Here is a 16,284-nt window from a genome sequence, read left to right on the forward strand (position 1 = left end):
TATTTTAACAAGGATGGGGGGATATATTTTTTTGATTAGACGAGATAAATCGCGTCTCTAAGTTTTTTATTATGAAAACATATCTTTCACTTTCTCAAAAAATGATTTATCTGATTTTTCAGGATTTGGAATAAAATTCTCATCAGTTAGATTTTTTTCGAAAAACTGCTTTTGTTCTTTGTTCAGTGTCTTTGGAGTCCAAACATTTACATGCACCAATAAGTCTCCGTTTCCATATCCATTGATACTTGGAATTCCTTTTCCTTTTAATCTCAAAATTTTACCGGATTGAATTCCTTCTTCCAATTTGATTCTCACTTTTCCGTTTATAGCTTCGATGTCTTTCGAAATTCCAAGAACAGCTTCAGCAAAACTGATGTATAAATCGTAATGTAAATTCTCTCCTTCACGTTTCAAGAACTCATGCTCCAATTCTTCAATGGCGACAATCAAATCTCCCGGAATACTGTTTCCTGGGGCATCGTTTCCTTTATTAGAAACTTTCAATTGCATTCCGTCCACAACACCCGCAGGTATTTTTATAGAAACCGTTTCATCCTCAAGAATCATTCCTTGTGAATCTGCTTCTGATGGTTTTTTATCTAAAATTTGACCTGAACCACTACAAGTTGGACATGTAGAAGCTGATTGCATTCTGCCCAAAATTGTATTTGTAACGCGCATCACTTGTCCTTGACCATTACAAGTAGAACAAGTTTTATAGGATACTCCCGGTGCTTGAACTTTACGTTTTACTTTTACTTTTTTCTCCACTCCATTGGCAATTTCTTCCAATGTCAATTTTACTTTGATACGAAGGTTACTTCCTTTAGCACGACGAACTCCGCCGCCTCCTCCGCCTCCGAATCCACCAAAACCGCCTCCGAAGATATCACCAAACTGACTGAATATGTCATCCATATTCATTCCGCCTTGACCACCACCTCCGCCAAAACCACCAGAACCATCAAAAGCTTGATGTCCATATTGATCGTATTTTGCTTTTTTCTGAGGATCGCTTAATACTTCGTAAGCTTCAGCAGCTAATTTGAATTTATCCTCTGCCGATTTGTCTCCAGGATTTTTGTCAGGATGATATTGCAAAGCATTTTTTCGGTATGCTTTTTTGATTTCAGCAGCGTCAGCATTTTTTGAAATGCCTAATATTTCGTAAAAATCTTTTTTCATTTTTATTTTTTCTTTTGTAGAGACACACTGCAGTGCGAATCAATGCGTGATATAAATACGCGATTAATCGCGAATCTATTACTGCCCTATTACAACTTTTGGAAAACGAATAATTTTATCACCTAACTTATATCCTTTTTCAAGAACATCAACAATTTTACCTTTCATCTTTGGAGCAGGAATCTGAGTAATTGCTTCAGCAAAATCAGCATCAAATGCATCTCCAGCTTTAACCTCAACTTGCTCTAAACCTTTAGAAACTAAAGCACTTTTTAATTTTTCGTGGATAAGCTCTACTCCTTTAGTCAACAATTCGTCATCCGATTTGTTAATTTCAACCAAAGCTCTGTCAAAATCATCTAATACAGGTAACATTGCTAATAAAACTTCCTGATTAGCCGTCTTGAATAATTCAATACGCTCTTTAGTAGTTCTACGTTTGTAATTTTCGAATTCAGCAAATAATCGTAAATATTTATCTTTTTCTTTGGCTAAGTCTTGCGTCAATTGCTCTTCTACACTTAATTCCTCAATAATCATTTGCTCCCCATTGGCATTATTTTCTAATGTCGTTTCATCTAATTCTTGATCGATTTCTGTATTTTCAGTAGTCATAGTACTAGTGTTTTTAAAAATATTCTTAAACTTCATTTTTATTCCTTTTTGGATTGCAAAAGTACTGCCAATTCTTTTAAAATGTCAAATTGTCATCTTTTTGCTGATTTGACTTTTCTTCTCAACATAACTACTGTAGACTTAAAATTTTAAGTTTATTTTAAGATTATCTTAGCAATCTTTATTTAGCTTTGTTGCAACTTTTTATTTAGAACACTTTTAAAAGATAAAAAACCAAAGGTTCTATTCTAAACAATTATTAATTCACCATTATTTTATATTAAAAAAGCTTCGTTTACCAAAACGAAGCTTTTTTTCTGCTTTTAAATTTAAGAATCTGACAATGCTTGTTTTACACCTTCAAAATCTAATGGAAGCTGTTCGCCCGTCATTAGATTTTTGAGAGAAAAAGTATTAGAAGCCAATTCCTGCTCTCCTACAATTACAGCAAATGGAATCCCTCTTTTATCCGCATGTTGAAACTGCTTGGCTACTTTCGCATTATCAGGATACATTTCAACTTTAATGCCTGCATTCCTTAATTCTTTTATTGCTTTCATCGCATAAAAAGCTTCGTTTTCACCATAATTGATAAAAAGCGCTTTGGAAGTTGCCGTTACAGTTTCCGGAAATAAATTCAGTTCTTCTACAACCAAATAAATTCGGTCTAATCCAAAAGAAATTCCCACGCCACTCATGTTTTTCAATCCGAAAATTCCTGTCAAATCATCGTACCTTCCGCCACCGCCGATGGAACCCATTGCAACTGATTTTGGCGGAGCCACTTCAAAAATAGCGCCTGTATAATAATTTAACCCTCTAGCCAAGGTTACATCCAAGTCTAAAATTGATGTCGATAAACCAAGATTAGCAACATTATCACAAATAAAACGCAATTCATCCACGCCTTTCATTCCTTCAGTGGACTCCGAAAGCAAAATCGCAAGCTGGTTTATTTTCTCCGAAATAGTTCCTGTGAAATTAAACAACGGCTGAACTTTCAGAATCGCATCCTCTGAAATTCCTTTCTCAATCATTTCTTTTTTCACGCCATCCTCGCCTATTTTGTCGAGTTTATCCAACGCTACCGTGAAATCTATTAATTTATCTGATGCACCGATTACTTCCGCAATCCCGGATAATATTTTTCTGTTATTTATTTTGATAGTTACACCTTCTAAACTCAAAGCTGAAAAAACGGTATCGTATAATTGTACCAATTCTACTTCTTGCCACAACGATTTAGAACCTACCACATCCGCATCACATTGAAAAAATTCTCTGAAACGGCCTTTTTGCGGACGATCTGCTCTCCAAACCGGTTGAATCTGATATCTTTTGAACGGGAATTCAATTTCATTTTGGTGTTGTACCACATAACGCGCAAACGGAACGGTTAAATCATAACGCAATGCTTTCTCCGATATACTTGCCGTCAGTTTTGTGCTGTCTTTATTTTCCAGGTGCGTTACATTGGCTTTCGCCAAATAATCTCCGGAATTTAATATTTTGAAAATCAAACGATCGCCTTCTTCCCCGTATTTTCCCATTAGGGTTTCAGAGTTTTCGAATGATGGTGTTTCTATGGGTTGGAATCCGAATTTCTCGAAGTTGCTTTTTATAATCTGGATGATATAGTGACGTTTTGCCACCTCAGTTGGTGAAAAATCTCTTGTTCCTTTTGGGATGCTCGGTTTTGATGCCATTTTAATTAATTACAAATTACGAAATACGAATTTCAAAAACAAAATCGATTTATTCAAAATCGTAATGGATACTTTGAAAATCGTAATTCTCTCTGCAAATATCCTGATTTTAAAATAAAAAAAATTAGAAATTTCCAATTATCTCAAATTCCTTCTTTTGATCTTTATTGTCAGAAACTCGTTTCAAAAAATCTTTAAGCTCATTAGTCAAAGGCAATTGATTTTGATTGTTCCAAAAAGTTGCCGAGTAAGGAAATTTAGCTTTAAAAACATCCTTGTCAACAGCAAAATTGGATTCCACTTTTTCATTAGTAATAGAATTGGTTGTAAAATAATCCATTGTTAAGTTGTAATTAAATGACTCATCGCTATTTTTATCAGCCAATACTTCTACTTGTGCATTCAGTTTTGCTAAATTGAGGTAATATTTATTTAATGTATTGTTTTTGTTGTATGTGACGAGTTTTTCGTATCGTTTGGTCCTGTATTGTGTACTCGAAAGCTTAAATTTCTTAAAAGGAATTACTTCAGGATTATCGTACATTGCTATAAAAAATTCGACAATTGCATAATCATTTCTATTAATAATAAAATACCCTTTACTAATTTGCCCCAAAACATTTTTCTGTTTGGCTTCAAATAAAAATTTTCTAAAATCAAAATCATTATAATCCACCTCGGTAAAAATATTTTGATCCAACGCTGGATAGAATCCACCAAAAAATTCTGTAAAATCTGGAAAGGCAAAATCAATCTGCTTCTTTTTTTCAAAAAAACTAGTTTTCCTCATATTTAAAACTTCGATCTCGCTAAAATTTTTGGGAAATGAATTTTTACCTCTTTTGGCGTGAATATCCTGCAACACGACAATGCTGTTACCTTTTTTGAGTACATTTCTTAAAAAAAAGTTTGAAGTGTACTTTGCACTATAATTGTCTACCATTTTACCATAGACTTTTTTAATAAACGATTCATTATTAGCCACAACAACTTCCTTTAGTTCAAACGCTTTGGCTTCCATAAAGATGGTGTCGTGCCTTTCTATTCTTTCAAAAGTAGTTTTCAGAGAATTATAGCCAAGCAAATTAAAATTGATTTCGTTTTGGCCAGAAATAAACACAAATAATCCTTCTTGATTTGTTGTAGAATTATCTTTATCATTATAAATACTAACATTTTCTAAAGGTACTTTTGTTGTTTTATCAGCAATCATTTTAGTGATTTTAAAATTTTGGGAGTTCCCAACATTGCTAAAAAAAAGAATACAGAAAAAAGCAAAAAAAATATTATTCATTTCAATTAATTATAAATTAGGTTTTTAAAAAAAATATTTTCTCAAAATGGAAATTTCGATTTTTATCCTACCAAATATATTCATTTGAAATAAATATTCTGTCTTCTTAAGAAAATTTGTAACAAAATTTGTATTTTCGTGTCAAACTTACATGATGTTAAAATTATTCAAAGAAAATATTCGGATTGCATTTGGTTCTATCAGAACGCAATTGTTGCGAACGGTTCTTACAGTGATGATTATCGCTATTGGAATCACGGCATTAGTTAGTATTCTTACGGTTGTTTCAGCGCTGGAAAACACAATTTCCTCCGATTTTGCATCGATGGGAGCCAATACTTTCAACATTAAACAATACGAAAACACGACTAGAAATCGTGGCGGAGGCGAGCGCGAAATAATAAATCCTATTGTTTCGTATCCTGAAGCCGTTGCTTTCAAAAACAAATACAAATATCCTTTTACGGAAACTTCACTTTCATTTACCGCTACTTCTGGTGCTGAAGTAAAATTTGAATCTTCAAAAACGGATCCCGAAAATTCAATTGTAGGTGTCGATGAATTTTTTATGACTAATTCCGGTTTAGAAACGAGTGCCGGCCGCAATTTTACAGGATTTGATATTGACAACAATGCCTATGTGTGTGTTGTGGGTTCTGATTTTGAGAAAGGATTACTAAAAGACGTCAATCCTATTGATAAAATAATTTCAATAAGAGGCGCTAAGTTTAGGGTTATTGGAGTATTAAAAGAGAAAGGATCAACTTTTGGAAACAGTCAGGATTTACGAGTTTTGATCCCAATACAATTAGCGCGATCCATATTTACAGCGCCTAACATCAATTATACGGTGAGCGTTATGGTTAGCAAAAAAGAATTACTGGATCAAGCCATTGACAATGCAAATAGCACCATGCGCAGGGTTCGTAAATTAAGTCCCGTGGAAGACAATAATTTTGGAATCGTCCGCAGTGATGATTTAATCAACCGAATTTTAGGCATCACTCAATATTTGGGACTTGCTTCTTGGCTGATAGGTATTATCACCGTTCTTGGTTCTTCTATCGCTTTGATGAATATTATGATTGTCTCGGTAACGGAACGTACTCGAGAAATTGGGGTCAGAAAAGCATTGGGAGCCAAAAAAACGACTATAGCTATTCAGTTTTTTATTGAAACAATGCTGATTGGACAATTTGGCGGATTAGTAGGAATCATTTTTGGAATCCTAATTGGATTTGGTATTGCAACTGCAATGGATTTTGCATTCGTAATTCCGTGGGGCGCTATTATGGCGGCTTTTATCACCAGTTTCATCGTAGCTATTGCTTCTGGATTATATCCTGCGATCAAAGCCGCTGTATTGGATCCAATTGAAGCGTTACGATACGAATAATAGTAGTGTTCAAAATCATTGCATGAAATTTTTCAGGAAAAAAATTTGGGCGTGACCCTATTAAGAAAAGGGGCTATTAACCATATGAGTTAATAGCCCCTTTTTTTAATACGGTCGGGTCATCCGCGTTACAAGGTAACTAGCTTCTACCCCTCACGCAAACCGCGTAATACAAGTACTTTTACAGGTACAGCAACCTAAATTAAATAACATCGCTTCGTTCCTAGCGATGACAACTAATCATGCGATCGTTCCCGTAAATATCTTTTCGCAATTCGATGTTTTTGAAGTTCATTTTTTCGAGTAAATCAATCATTTCCTTACCTAAATATTGATTGATTTCAAAGTACAACTGACCATTTTCAGAGAGGTTTTTCTGAGCTAATTCGGCTATTTTTTTGTAAAAAATTAATGCGTCGTTATCTTCTACAAAAAGTGCCAAATGTGGTTCATTGTCCAAAACATTTTTCTTGATTTCTACCTTTTCAAGATTCCGGACATAAGGCGGATTGGACACAACAATATCAAATTGTTGCACTAAATCGTCTGCTTCAAGAATGTTTTGATTGATAAAAGTAACGTTTACAGAGTTGATTTCTGCATTTTTTTGGGCTGTAGCCAAAGCTTTTTCAGAAACATCAATCGCAAAAACCTGAGCATCTTGAATATTTTTTGCCAAAGAAATTGCGATGCAACCGCTTCCTGTTCCAATATCCAAAATACGGATTTTTTTATTTTCTCCTTTTGACTTTTGACTTTCAATAATCCATTCGACCAATTCTTCGGTTTCTGGTCTTGGAATCAAAACATTTTCATTGACTTCAAAATCCAAACCATAAAAACTGGTTTTTCCCAACAAATATTGAATCGGAATCTCCTGTTTCAATTGTTCTAAAATCAAGTTCCAAACTACAATTTCTTCCTCCGAAAAAACCAAATCAGGATGTAAAGCCAAGTCAATTCTTTTTAATTGCTGTTTATCCTCGAGAACCAAATAAAAAAAACTCTCGGCCTCACCTGCATCGCAAATGGGTGTAAGTTGCTGAATAAACTGGCTTCTGTATTCTTTGATTTTCATTTTATAGTGGTATCGATGCTATGAAGCAATTCGGCAATTCAACTTTTAAAACTTACAACTCTTTTAGCATCCAAACCGGACAACTAACATGACCAGTACTTCCCATAGGACCAGAAATATATTCAAAACCTGTCTTTTTATATAATTTTTGTGCATCAAGCATAAATGGCATCGTTTCCAAATAGCATTTTTCGAAACCAAAATTCCTAGCACTTTGAATACACACTTCCATCATTTCAGTTCCAATTCCAATGCCGCGTGTTTCAGGCAAGAAATACATTTTCTGTAATTCGCAAATGCTATCTGCTTCATTTGCAAGCGGAGCAATTCCGGCTACACCCACAATTCTTCCGTTGTTCTCCACTACATAATACACGGATTTTGGTTTATTGTACTCTTCATACATCAAATCCAAATACGGATCTTCATAAGCCGTTCCTACTTTTGGAATATCCATCTCGTCAAAAATGGCACGAATTAATTGTGCTACTTCTGGATTGTCCTCTTTATTTATTTTTCTGATAATGTAATTTTCCATTTTTTCAAAATCTAATTATACCTGCAAAAATAGAAATTGTTTGCTATTATTTTAAAAAGTTTCAAACAAATCCCAAATCGCTTCCGAAGTTTCGATACAGGATTGGGGCTAACCTCCAAAATTACTACTTTTGTGTGGTGAAAATACATGAAAAATACATCAAAAGATGCATCGAATTAGCCAAAAATGGCTTGGGAACAACGTATCCAAATCCGTTAGTGGGCAGTGTTATAGTTTATAAAGATAAAATCATTGGCGAAGGCTGGCATAAAAAATCAGGAGAACCACATGCCGAGGTCAATGCTGTAAATTCCGTAAAGGACAAATCATTATTGAAAAAAGCCACGATTTATGTGAGTCTGGAGCCCTGCAGTCATTTCGGAAAAACACCTCCATGTTGTGATTTAATTATCAAAAATAAAATTCCAAATGTGGTCATAGGTACAGTGGATCCTAATGTAAAAGTAGCTGGAAACGGAATCAAAAAACTGATTGAAGCCGGAATACATGTCACCGTAGGCATCCTTGAAAAGGAATGTCATGAACTTAATAAAAGGTTCTTTACTTTTCACGAAAAGAAAAGACCTTATATCATTTTGAAATGGGCCGAAAGTCAAGATGGCTTTATTGCACCCACTGAAAAATTAGAAAGAAAACCGGTGTGGATTACCAATACGTACTCTAGACAATTAGTACACAAGTGGCGTACTGAAGAACAAGCGATTCTCGTGGGAACTCAAACGGTTATTGATGATAATCCAAAACTAGATGCCAGAGATTGGTATGGAAACAATCCGATTCGAGTGGTTTTAGACCAAAATAACCGAATCCCAAAAGACAATCATATCCTTGATAATCAAGTTAAAACTATCCTATTTTCCAGATTTAAAACTACTCTTGAAAAAGAAAACAGTATCTTTGAAACAATCGATTTTAAAAAAAATGTAGCACAGCAAGTTATTCAATCGTTATATAAAAATCAAATTCAATCCGTTATTATTGAAGGCGGAAGACAAACTTTACAAACTTTTATCGATGCCAATCTTTGGGATGAAGCACGAATATTTGTTGGAAAGATCCCATTTAAAAATGGAATCAAAGCGCCTATTCTTGTTAATAAACAGTTCGAAAAACATTTTGTTGGTGCTGACGAACTTATAATTTTTAGAAACCATGATTAATACTATCATTTTTGATTTTGGAGATGTTTTTATCAATTTAGATAAGCAAGCCACCATTACTGCTTTTGAAAAATTAGGCTTAAAAGAATGGAATGACGATCTGGATTTTTTGAATAAACAGTTTGAAACTGGGCAAATTTCCCGTGAAAACTTCCTTTTTGGAATTCAAAAACACATTCCTACTGCCAGCATAAAGGAAATATTGTCCGCCTGGAACGCAATACTTCTTGACTTTCCGTTGTATCGATTAGAATTTCTGCAAATGCTTTCTGAGAAATACCGTCTTTTCTTATTATCCAATACGGATGCAATTCACATCGAAAATTTCGAGCAAACGCATGGAGTTTCATTTTACAGGGATTTTTATCAATGTTTTGAAAAAGTTTATTTTTCATTTGAACTTGGCTTGAGAAAACCAAATCCTGAAACATTCAATCATCTGATAAACAACCATGAATTAGCTCCAAAACGAACGTTATTTGTAGATGATAAAAAAGAAAATACAGATGCCGCATTCGCTTTAGGATTTGAAGTTTGGAATTTACAAGTGGGAGAAGAAGATGTCATTCATTTATTGGACAAAAAGATAATTTGACAGCAACTACCTCAGCAAGCTAATTCTAATTTAAATTTCACTCCCTTTTGTATTCAAATTGAAAGATACCTACCGCACTATTGAAATCCCATCCGAGCAAATTCTATTTAAAGAAAAAAACAGCAAGTTTTTTGGTTATGCGTATCCAATCAAAACCGATGAAGAGGTAAAACCACTCCTTGAAATTTTGCGAAAGCAGCACCCTAATGCAGGACATTTTTGTTATGCCTACCAAATGGGCAGTGATGCAATAATTTACAGAGCAAATGATGACGGAGAACCAAGTAATAGTGCCGGAATGCCTATTTATGGACAAATTCAGTCCTTTACAGTCACAAATGTATTGATAGTTGTGGTTAGGATATTTGGTGGAGTAAAATTAGGAGTTGGCGGATTGATTTCGGCTTATAAAACTACTGCGCAGCTGGTTCTTGAAAGTTGCAACATTGTCGAAAAAACAATAGATATTCATTTTGAAATCACTTTTGATTACAAAAACATGAATAAAGTGATGCGTGTAATCAAGGAAAAAAAGTTGGAAATGGTATCCCAGGAAATGGAAATAGATGAAATAACTACGCTTCCGATTGGAAAAATTGAACTAAAAACACGAAAAAAAAGTGCCGAAATGGTATTCGACATTTTTAATTCGATGTTTGAAATCAAAATAAATCGACTTTAATTTCGCTACAAAATTGCCTCTTTTATAATTTATTCCATAGTTTTTAACAATTCCAAAATATAATCCGGAGGAGCTGTTGGTCGACCCGTTTTTAAGGACACAAAAACCAGAATAAATTGGGCTGTTGTTAATAACTCATTCGACTCATTATAAATAGCACAATCAAATTCTATCTTCACCGAACTCTGATTTTTGAAAACCGTATGAACCGTTAACAACTCATCATACCGAGCTGATTTTTTATAATTTATGTTCATCGAAACTATGGGTAGCGCTATACCGCTTTCTTCCATACTTTTATATGAAATCCCTTTGTTTCTGAGCCATTCCACTCTTCCTATTTCAAAATATGGGATATAATTCCCATGATATACAACCCCCATTTGGTCGGTTTCTGAGTAACGAACCCTAACTTCTATTTGATGATCTTTCATTAATTATGTATTAAAAATTTAAATTTCAAAGAGTGCCTTACAACAATAATTCGTGAAATTATTACCCTATATATTTTTTTTTACAAAAATTTGTTCACATATTTGTTACCCCGATAATAAATAACAAAACGCCTTTTTTTTAGTAAGATAACAATTACCAATTAAAAACAATTTAATAGAATATATGAACAAAACTGCTCAATCAGTATGGGAAAACTGTTTGTCTTTCATAAAAGACAACATCCAAGACCAAGCGTACAAAACTTGGTTCGAACCAATCAAATCAGTTGAACTTACCGATAATGCATTATATATTCAAGTTCCAAGTAAATTTTTCTATGAATGGTTAGAAGAGCACTATGTAAAATTACTAAAAGTGGCCCTGACCAAAGAACTTGGAAAAAACGCTAAGTTACTTTATAAAATCAGAATGGAAAACACTTATGGCAATAAACAACCGTTTACGGAGCAGTTGCCAAGTGCGAATAGAGTTCCCATGAAACCACAGGAAGTTGATGCTCCATTTAAAAATTTAAACCCAGAATTAAAAAACCCATTTGTTATTCCGGGGATTCGAAATCTAAAAATCGAATCGCAACTTAATGCAAATTATAGTTTTGATAATTTCTTAGAAGGAGATTCAAATAGATTAGCACGTTCTGCAGGTATGGCTGTCGCCAATAAACCTGGTGGAACCTCGTTTAATCCTTTGTTAATTTTTGGTGGAGTTGGTCTTGGAAAAACACACTTGGCACACGCTATTGGTGTAGAAATAAAAGACAAATACCCTGAAAAAACCGTTTTATACATTTCAGCTGAAATTTTCACACAGCAATATATCGACTCGGTTAAGAAAAACAACCGTAATGATTTCATCCATTTCTATCAATTAATTGATGTTTTAATTATTGATGACGTACAGTTCCTTTCTGGTAAATCAGGAACTCAGGACGTATTTTTCCATATATTTAATTATTTGCATCAAAATGGCAAACAGGTAATCTTAACTTCTGATAAGGCGCCTGTTGACATGCAAGATATTGAACAGCGTTTATTATCCCGTTTCAAATGGGGATTATCTGCGGAGTTACACCAACCGGATTATGAAACCAGAATTTCAATCCTGAAAAACATATTGTATAGAGATGGTGTAGAAATCCCTGAGGAAATCATAGAATATGTTGCCCGCAACATCAAATCAAATGTTAGAGAATTAGAAGGAGCAATCATTTCACTAATAGCACAATCGTCTTTCAATAAAAAAGAAGTGACACTGGAATTGGCAAAAAGTGTTGTTGAAAAATTTGTGAAAAATGTAAAAAGAGAAATTTCCATCGATTATATTCAAAAAATTGTTTCGGATTATTTCCAATTGGATTTAGAAACATTACAGTCGAAAACAAGAAAAAGACACGTAGTTCAGGCGCGTCAGTTAGCCATGTTTTTTGCAAAGAAATTTACGAAAGCTTCCTTAGCTAATATTGGTTCCCAAATTGGTGACCGCGATCATGCAACGGTGTTACACGCCTGTAAAACTGTTGATAATTTAGTGGCCACCGACAAACAATTCAAGAAATTTGTGGAAGATATCAATAAAAAATTAACGTTGTAAACGCATCATGTCCGTAAAAATTTTAATGGTTTGTTTAGGAAATATTTGCCGGTCCCCGTTGGCTGAAGGTATTTTGGCTGCCAAACTTCCTAAAGACAAATTCACAGTTGATTCTGCAGGAACGGGCTCTTGGCATATTGGTCACGCGCCTGACGAACGTTCTATTGCTGTTGCAAAAAAAAATAAAATCAGCATTTCAAATCAAAAAGGACGACAATTCAGTACAACTGATTTTGATGCCTTTGATTACATTTACGTGATGGATAACTCCAATTATGAGGATGTGGTTAAGCTTGCTGAAAACCAACAACAAAAAGAAAAAGTTCAGCTTATTTTGAACGAATTATTCCCAAACGAAAAAGTAGATGTTCCCGATCCTTATTTTGGTTTACCAAATGGTTTCGAAATTGTTCACAACATGCTAGATGAAGTTTGCGAGATAATTGCAAAAAAACTAATAGCGAAGCACACATAATTTTTCTGTAAAAAATTACTGTGGGTTCATAATACAATCCTGACCAAACCACACTACAAATACCTTACTTTTAGGAACATAAATTACACCTATGAAATCAAATACTGTTTTAGGGAGACTCTATCTAATCCCCACCACAATGGGTGATTGTGATCCTATGGACGTTTTGCCGCAAACCATAAAAAGAAGTATTGATCTCATAGATTATTATATTGTTGAAAACGATAAAACGGCTCGTAAATCTATCAAAGAGGTCGATCCTGAGAAGAAACAATCCGAGTTAAAACTTTTTGTATTAAACAAACACACTGAAACTAAAGAACATTTAGACTTCATAAAACCTTTATTGGAAGGCTATAATATGGGTTTAATGAGCGAAGCCGGTTGTCCCGGAGTTGCTGATCCTGGAGCAGTTATTGTAAAATTAGCACATGAAAAAGGAATTCAAGTTATCCCTTTGGTAGGTCCTTCTTCTATTCTTTTGGCCATGATGGCATCAGGAATGAACGGACAAAGTTTCACATTTCATGGTTATTTACCTATTGAAAAAGACGAAAAGAAAGCCAGTTTTAAAACATTAGAAAGAGTCTCTTTCGAAAAAAACCAGTCTCAAATTTTCATCGAGACTCCGTACCGCAACAACAAATTACTGGAGGATTTAGTACAAACGCTACATCCTGAAACGCATTTATGCATTGCTACGGATATTACCTTGCCAACAGAATATATTAAAACCAAAAAAATTGCGGCTTGGAAAAAAGAAACCATCGATTTACATAAACGACCTACAATTTTTATTATTCACAAGATGTAAATTCAAAATGTTTTTTATTAATATTTAAGAATGATAATAGTAAAACTCTAGAACTTACAATTTTATATAACAATAGTAAACTTTAATTTTTTTGACTCAAAAGAGTTAATAAAAGATAAAACAATACTTCTAGTCATTAATTCTAATTATAAAAAACTATTTTTATAATTAGAATTAATGATTTTTTTATGAGTAAACTTCCAAATATCAGCACGAGTATTTTTACAGTTATGTCAAAAATGGCTGCTGAATATAACGCCATCAATCTTTCTCAAGGTTTTCCAAACTTTCCTGTTGACGAAAGATTGACTGATATTGTTGCCAAACTGGCCAAAGAAAATGTACATCAATACACCCCAATGTCCGGCTATCCGCCGTTATTATCAAAAATAGCAACATTAGTCAAAAACTCCTACGGAAGAATAATTCAGCCTGAAACGGAATTGCTAGTTACCGCTGGAGCAACACAAGCCATTTTTACCACCATAACAGCTTTGGTAAAAAGCAATGACGAAGTGATGATCTTGGATCCCAGTTATGATTGCTATGAAGCGCCCGTATTATTATGCAACGCAAATCCAGTTCGGGTAGCACTGAATGATGATTATACTCCGAATTGGGCAATTATCGAGGAAGCATGTACGTCAAAAACCAAAATGATTATCATCAATAATCCGCATAATCCAACGGGAAAAATTTTAACGGAATCTGATTTTGAAGACTTGGAAATGCTGCTCGAAAAATACCCTGATATCATACTTCTTTCTGATGAAGTCTATGAATACATCACTTTCGAGGAAAAACATATTTCAGCTCATACACGCGAGAAACTACTGAATCGTTGTGTGATGGTTTCCTCTTTTGGAAAATCATTCCATGTTACGGGATGGAAAATTGGTTATTTAGTAGCACCAGAATATTTGATGAATGAAATCAAAAAAGTACATCAATTTTTAGTTTTTAGCGTCAATAGTATTTGTCAAATTGCTATTAGCGAGTATTTAGATATTGTTTCAGTTTCTGAAATTGGGAAATTATATCAGGAAAAACGGGATTATTTTAGACAATTATTAAAAGACAGCCGCTTCAAACTCATGCCGTGCGAAGGAACATATTTTCAAGTGGTTTCGTATGTAGCTATATCAAATGAAAATGATATTGATTTTTGCAAACGACTTATCATGGAACATGGCGTTGCTGCAATTCCAATCTCTACTTTTTATGCCGATGGAAAAGACCTGAAATTAATTCGATTTTGCTTTGCCAAAGACAATGCTACGCTTGAAGAAGCCGCTAAAAGATTGTGTGCCATCTAAAATCAAAATTGAAATTTATTTTTATTATGCATGCATACTATTTAATTTTATTATATTTACAATAAAAAAACATTGAAATATGAGCTATACAGATAAAATGTTACGCGACGATGCCCTAAAAGGCAAAGTGATTGTGGTAACCGGAGGCGGAAGCGGTTTAGGAAAAGCAATGACTAAATATTTCTTGGAATTGGGTGCGCAAGTGGCCATTACTTCCAGAGATTTAGAAAAACTAAAAAATACGGCTACAGAACTGGAGACGGAAACAGGCGGAACTTGTCTTCCAATTCAATGTGATGTACGTCATTACGAAGAGGTAGAAAACATGCTGCAAGAGGTGTTGAAAGCTTTTGGTAAAGTAGATATTTTACTGAATAATGCGGCCGGAAATTTCATTTCACCAACCGAAAGATTATCTGCCAATGCTTTTGATACTGTAATTGATATCGTTTTAAAAGGATCCAAAAACTGTACACTTGCTTTTGGAAAACATTGGATTGACACCAAACAAAAATCATCGACCATTTTGAATATTGTTACGACTTACGCTTGGACAGGTTCTGCTTACGTGGTACCTAGCGCTACTGCAAAAGCAGGAGTTTTGGCCATGACACGAAGTCTTGCGGTAGAATGGGCAAAATACGGAATTCGTTCGAATGCAATTGCTCCTGGACCGTTCCCAACTAAAGGTGCGTGGGACCGATTGTTACCTGGAGATTTAGCCGAGAAATTTGATATGGCTAAAAAAGTACCGTTAAAACGTGTGGGAGATCATCAGGAATTAGCCAATCTAGCTGCTTATTTAGTTTCTGATTTTTCAGCATACATCAACGGTGATGTTATTACAATTGATGGTGGTGAATGGCTCAAAGGCGCTGGACAATTCAATTTACTTGAAGCAATTCCAGAGGAACTTTGGGATCAACTGGAAATGATGATCAAAGCAAAGAAGAACAAATAATAGTTTTAAAAAATTAAACCATTAAGAGATTAAGAAAAATTAAGAATTAACACTTAAGAAATCTTTCTTTTTAATGGTTTAATTTTTATTGTTATCCAAGGCAAGCAGAATTTCACTTTTCAGTAAACCACTTCCACCCCCATAATGCTGAACAATACTAATATTTGGATTTTTATTTTTGAAAAAAGTGCACAATTCAGCTTCGCTTTCTTCCTTAATTCCGGAACCTAACAATACAATAGAAAAATCTTTTTTTAGAAAAATTTCCTTCGCTTCCTCATCATTCATAACGCCTACTCCATTCCAATTCTCGTTTGTATTTATCAATCGGACTACAGTTGCCAAAATTTCGGGATGCCTTCCTATGTATAAAATATTAGTGGTTTCCATCATTTCATC

At 34.2% G+C, this 16,284-nt stretch carries 17 protein-coding genes; 9 read left to right on the forward strand and 8 right to left on the reverse strand.

The features are described from left to right. Positions 1-69: 69 nt before the first annotated feature. The 4 genes from dnaJ to AC0J6S_RS00705 form a co-directional block, all read right to left on the reverse strand. Positions 70-1,188 carry a molecular chaperone DnaJ gene (gene dnaJ / locus AC0J6S_RS00690; protein ID WP_474954985.1) on the reverse strand — a complete coding sequence of 373 codons (1,119 nt, stop codon included), beginning with the start codon at positions 1,186-1,188 and terminating at the stop codon, positions 70-72. 78 nt (positions 1,189-1,266) lie between these two features. Continuing rightward, the gene (locus AC0J6S_RS00695; protein WP_474954986.1) at positions 1,267-1,839 is read right to left on the reverse strand and encodes a nucleotide exchange factor GrpE; all 573 of its coding nucleotides are present in this window, start codon (positions 1,837-1,839) and stop codon (positions 1,267-1,269) included. 293 nt (positions 1,840-2,132) lie between these two features. Continuing rightward, positions 2,133-3,509, reverse strand: a complete 1,377-nt coding sequence (hisS, locus tag AC0J6S_RS00700; protein WP_474954987.1) for a histidine--tRNA ligase — start codon at positions 3,507-3,509, stop codon at positions 2,133-2,135. A 124-nt stretch (positions 3,510-3,633) separates the two neighbouring features. Beyond that, positions 3,634-4,722, reverse strand: coding sequence for a hypothetical protein (locus AC0J6S_RS00705; protein ID WP_474954988.1), 1,089 nt, complete (start codon positions 4,720-4,722; stop codon positions 3,634-3,636). Between the two features lie 232 nt (positions 4,723-4,954). On the opposite strand from AC0J6S_RS00705, the gene AC0J6S_RS00710 reads away from it, so the two are divergent. After that, positions 4,955-6,199: an ABC transporter permease gene (locus tag AC0J6S_RS00710; protein ID WP_474954989.1), complete on the forward strand. Its 1,245-nt coding sequence runs from the start codon at positions 4,955-4,957 to the stop codon at positions 6,197-6,199. A gap of 223 nt (positions 6,200-6,422) precedes the next feature. Here the strand turns inward: AC0J6S_RS00710 and prmC are convergent, their stop codons facing one another. Together prmC and AC0J6S_RS00720 are read right to left on the reverse strand one after the other, a co-directional pair. Further along, on the reverse strand, positions 6,423-7,277 hold the full coding sequence (gene prmC, locus AC0J6S_RS00715; protein ID WP_474954990.1) for a peptide chain release factor N(5)-glutamine methyltransferase: 855 nt from the start codon (positions 7,275-7,277) through the stop codon (positions 6,423-6,425). A 52-nt stretch (positions 7,278-7,329) separates the two neighbouring features. Then, positions 7,330-7,815, reverse strand: coding sequence for a GNAT family N-acetyltransferase (locus tag AC0J6S_RS00720; RefSeq protein WP_474954991.1), 486 nt, complete (start codon positions 7,813-7,815; stop codon positions 7,330-7,332). A gap of 137 nt (positions 7,816-7,952) precedes the next feature. Between AC0J6S_RS00720 and ribD the strand changes: the two genes are divergently transcribed. Genes ribD through AC0J6S_RS00735 form a run of 3 tightly spaced genes read left to right on the forward strand, consistent with a single transcriptional unit; the run spans position 7,953 to position 10,273 of the window. Then, positions 7,953-8,996: a bifunctional diaminohydroxyphosphoribosylaminopyrimidine deaminase/5-amino-6-(5-phosphoribosylamino)uracil reductase RibD gene (ribD, locus tag AC0J6S_RS00725; RefSeq protein WP_474956307.1), complete on the forward strand. Its 1,044-nt coding sequence runs from the start codon at positions 7,953-7,955 to the stop codon at positions 8,994-8,996. Further along, positions 8,989-9,591 (forward strand): HAD family hydrolase, encoded by a 603-nt coding sequence (locus AC0J6S_RS00730; RefSeq protein WP_474954992.1) that lies wholly within the window; start codon positions 8,989-8,991, stop codon positions 9,589-9,591. Before ribD ends, AC0J6S_RS00730 begins: the two co-directional genes overlap by 8 nt. A 58-nt stretch (positions 9,592-9,649) precedes the next feature. Next, positions 9,650-10,273, forward strand: a complete 624-nt coding sequence (locus AC0J6S_RS00735; protein ID WP_474954993.1) for an IMPACT family protein — start codon at positions 9,650-9,652, stop codon at positions 10,271-10,273. A gap of 29 nt (positions 10,274-10,302) precedes the next feature. On the opposite strand, the gene AC0J6S_RS00740 is transcribed toward AC0J6S_RS00735, so the two are convergent. Next, complete coding sequence (locus AC0J6S_RS00740) at positions 10,303-10,707, reverse strand: acyl-CoA thioesterase (RefSeq protein ID WP_474954994.1); 405 nt, start codon at positions 10,705-10,707, stop codon at positions 10,303-10,305. Between the two features lie 184 nt (positions 10,708-10,891). Between AC0J6S_RS00740 and dnaA the strand changes: the two genes are divergently transcribed. The 5 genes from dnaA (at position 10,892) to AC0J6S_RS00765 (ending at position 15,885) form a co-directional block, all read left to right on the forward strand. Then, complete coding sequence (gene dnaA, locus AC0J6S_RS00745; protein ID WP_035674283.1) at positions 10,892-12,319, forward strand: chromosomal replication initiator protein DnaA; 1,428 nt, start codon at positions 10,892-10,894, stop codon at positions 12,317-12,319. Between the two features lie 7 nt (positions 12,320-12,326). Continuing rightward, on the forward strand, positions 12,327-12,794 hold the full coding sequence (locus AC0J6S_RS00750) for a low molecular weight protein-tyrosine-phosphatase (protein ID WP_474954995.1): 468 nt from the start codon (positions 12,327-12,329) through the stop codon (positions 12,792-12,794). Positions 12,795-12,885: 91 nt separating this feature from the next. After that, a complete protein-coding gene (locus tag AC0J6S_RS00755) occupies positions 12,886-13,608 on the forward strand; it encodes an SAM-dependent methyltransferase (protein ID WP_474954996.1) in 723 nt (240 codons plus the stop codon). Between the two features lie 188 nt (positions 13,609-13,796). Beyond that, positions 13,797-14,924, forward strand: a complete 1,128-nt coding sequence (locus AC0J6S_RS00760; protein WP_474954997.1) for a methionine aminotransferase — start codon at positions 13,797-13,799, stop codon at positions 14,922-14,924. Between the two features lie 79 nt (positions 14,925-15,003). Then, positions 15,004-15,885, forward strand: coding sequence for an SDR family oxidoreductase (locus tag AC0J6S_RS00765; protein ID WP_474954998.1), 882 nt, complete (start codon positions 15,004-15,006; stop codon positions 15,883-15,885). A gap of 78 nt (positions 15,886-15,963) precedes the next feature. On the opposite strand, the gene AC0J6S_RS00770 is transcribed toward AC0J6S_RS00765, so the two are convergent. Beyond that, positions 15,964-16,278: a hypothetical protein gene (locus AC0J6S_RS00770; RefSeq protein WP_474954999.1), complete on the reverse strand. Its 315-nt coding sequence runs from the start codon at positions 16,276-16,278 to the stop codon at positions 15,964-15,966. Between the last annotated feature and the right edge of the window lie 6 nt (positions 16,279-16,284).

The organism is Flavobacterium sp. TS_SC_5 (genome assembly GCF_056156265.1).